This window comes from Stenotrophomonas sp. 05L44_2, from assembly GCF_056665995.1.
On record NZ_JBFTNR010000900.1, the window covers coordinates 1 to 2,736 of the forward strand.

Annotated in this window: 1 protein-coding gene and 1 pseudogene; both read right to left on the minus strand. The window is 65.7% G+C overall.

All coding sequences use genetic code 11. The features are described 5' to 3' along the window. A pseudogene (gene smeF, locus AC1VAN_RS21795) lies at positions 1 to 723 on the minus strand (multidrug efflux RND transporter outer membrane subunit SmeF); the annotation flags it as partial. Further along, on the minus strand, positions 705 to 2,736 hold a 2,032-nt coding region (locus tag AC1VAN_RS21800; RefSeq protein WP_480986741.1), incomplete at its 5' end, for an efflux RND transporter permease subunit. The pseudogene smeF and the gene AC1VAN_RS21800, both read right to left, overlap by 19 nt.

Below are 2,736 nucleotides of genomic sequence, written 5' to 3' on the forward strand. Positions count from 1 at the left end.
GTCCTGGGCCAGCTGCCCACGCAGGCGTGCGGCATCGGTACGCGCAGTCTCGACCAGGGTGCGGGTCTGGGTCAGTTCCAACCCCGAACTGCCACCGCGTTCATGGCGTGCTTCGGCCAGGCGCAGCGAATCCTCATAGGTCTTCACCGTGGCTTCGGCGATTTTCAACTGTTGCGCGTCGGCACCGTAGGTCAACCACGCGGTGGCGGTCTCGGCCACCAGGCTCAGCTGCGCGTTGCGGCGGTTGGCGGCTACAGCGAAGTACTGCTGCAGCGCGGCTTCGCTCAGGTTGCGCACGCGGCCGAACAGGTCCAGTTCGAACTCGGCCACGCCGACGCCCGCGCTGAACTGCTCGGTGACCGGCACGTCGCCACCGCGGCGGTCCATCTGCCCGGTCACGGCCACGCCCGGCACCCGGTCTGCGCGCTGCACGCGATACTGGCCACGCGCCTTTTCGACGTTGAGCACGGCCACGCGCAGGTCGCGGTTGTTGTCCAGCGCCTGGCCGATCACCTGCTGCAGGCGCTCGTCGGTGAAGAAGTCACGCCAGCCGACCGCGGCCGCATCGGCCACTTCGCCCTGCGCGGCTTCGGCCGGCCACTGCGACGGAATGGCCGGGGCCACTGCGGTGTTCTTCGGCGCCAGGGTGCCGCAGCCGGCAAGCGCCAGTGCCGCAGCGATGGAGAGGAACAGAGATGCACTTTTCATTGGAATGACTTCCATCGGTACTGCCGGATGGCAGGAGGTAGTGCCGGCCGCTGGCCGGCAACCTCATTGGGCACCACGACGAAGAACAGCGGCACGAAGAACACGCCGAGTACGGTGCCGACCACCATGCCGCCGAGCACGCCGGTGCCGATCGCCTGCTTGGCGCCGGAGCCGGCACCGCTGGAGATCGCCAGCGGCAGCACGCCCATGCCGAAGGCCAGCGAGGTCATGATGATCGGGCGCAGACGGTCGCGGACCGCGTGCATCGTCGCTTCGATCAGCCCCGCGCCCTTCTCCAGATGCTCCTTGGCGAACTCGACGATCAGGATCGCGTTCTTGCTGGTCAAGCCCACCGTGGTCAGCATCGCCACCTGGAAATAGATGTCGCGCTCCATGCCACGGAAGGTATTGGCCAGCACCGCACCGAGGATGCCCAGCGGCGCCACCAGCAGCACCGAGGTCGGCACGCTCCAGCTTTCATACAACGCGGCAAGGCACAGGAACACGATCATCAGCGACAGGGTGTACAGCAGCGGCGTCTGCGAGCCCGCCTGGCGTTCCTGGTAGGACATCGCCGTCCACTCGACGCCGAAGCCCGCCGGCAACTGCTTGGCCAGCTGTTCGATCTCGGCCATGGCATCACCGGACGCCACGCCCGGGGCCGGTTCGCCCTGGATTTCGGTAGCCGACACGCCGTTGTAGCGTTCCAGGCGCGGCGAGCCGTAGTCCCAATGCTTGCTGGCGAAGGCGCTGAACGGAACCATCTCGCCCTTGTCGTTCTTCACCGACCAGAGATCGAAGTCCTCCGGCACCATGCGGAACGGCTGGTCAGCCTGCACGAACACGCGCTTGACGCGGCCGCGATCGATGAAGTCATCGATGTACGAGCTGCCCCACGCGGTGGCCAGGGTGGTGTTGACCTGGTCGATCGACAGGCCCAGCGAGCTGGCCTTGGCCACATCGATATCGATGCGGAACTGCGGCGTGTCCTCCTGGCCGTTCGGTCGCACGTTGGCCAGCTTCTTGCTGCCGGCCGCCAGGCCCAGCAGCTGGTTGCGGGCCGCCAGCAATGCCTCGTGGCCCTGGCCGCTGTTGTCCTTCAGGAAGAAGGTGTAGCCGGAGGCCGTGCCCAGTTCCGGAATGGCCGGCGGCGGGAAGGCAAAGATGAAGGCATCCTTGATCTGCCCCAGCGCGGCCATCGCGCGTCCGGTGATCGGCATCACACCGTTGTCGGCGTCACGATCCTTCCAGTCCTTCAGCTTGACGAAGGCCATGCCCGCGTTCTGGCCCATGCCGGCGAAGCTGAAGCCCTGCACCGAGAACACCGACTCGACGGCACCCTTCTCGTTTTCCATGAAGTGCTTTTCGAAACCGTTGAAGAAGCGACCGGCGAAACCGCGGTGGGCGACATGGTGCTCACCCTTCTTCAGCGGCTTGAGCATGGTGGCGCACAGCGCTGGCGTCAGCACGATCGCGACCAGCACCGACAACGCCATCGCCGAGACGATCGTCGCAGAGAACTGCCGGTAGATCACGCCGGTGGAGCCGCTCATGAAGGCCATCGGCACGAACACCGCCGACAACACCAGGCCGATACCCACCAGCGCGCCGGTGATCTGGCTCATCGACTTGCGGGTGGCTTCCAGCGGCGACAGGCCCTCTTCGGACATGATGCGCTCGACGTTCTCCACCACCACGATGGCATCGTCCACCAGCAGGCCGATGGCCAGCACCATCGCGAACATGGTCAGCATGTTCACCGAGAAGCCCAGCACCGACAGCACGCCGAAGGTRCCCAGCAGCACCACCGGCACGGCGATGGTCGGGATCAGGGTGGCGCGGAAGTTCTGCARRAASARGTACATCACYASRAAYACCAGCACRATCGCTTCGAGCAGSGTCTKCACCACGCCCTTGATCGACACGCGCACGAACGGGGTGGTGTCGTACGGGATCTCGGCCTTCAGGCCGGCCGGGAAGAAGCCTTCCAGTTCCTTCAGCGTTTCATCGACACCGGCAGCGGTATCC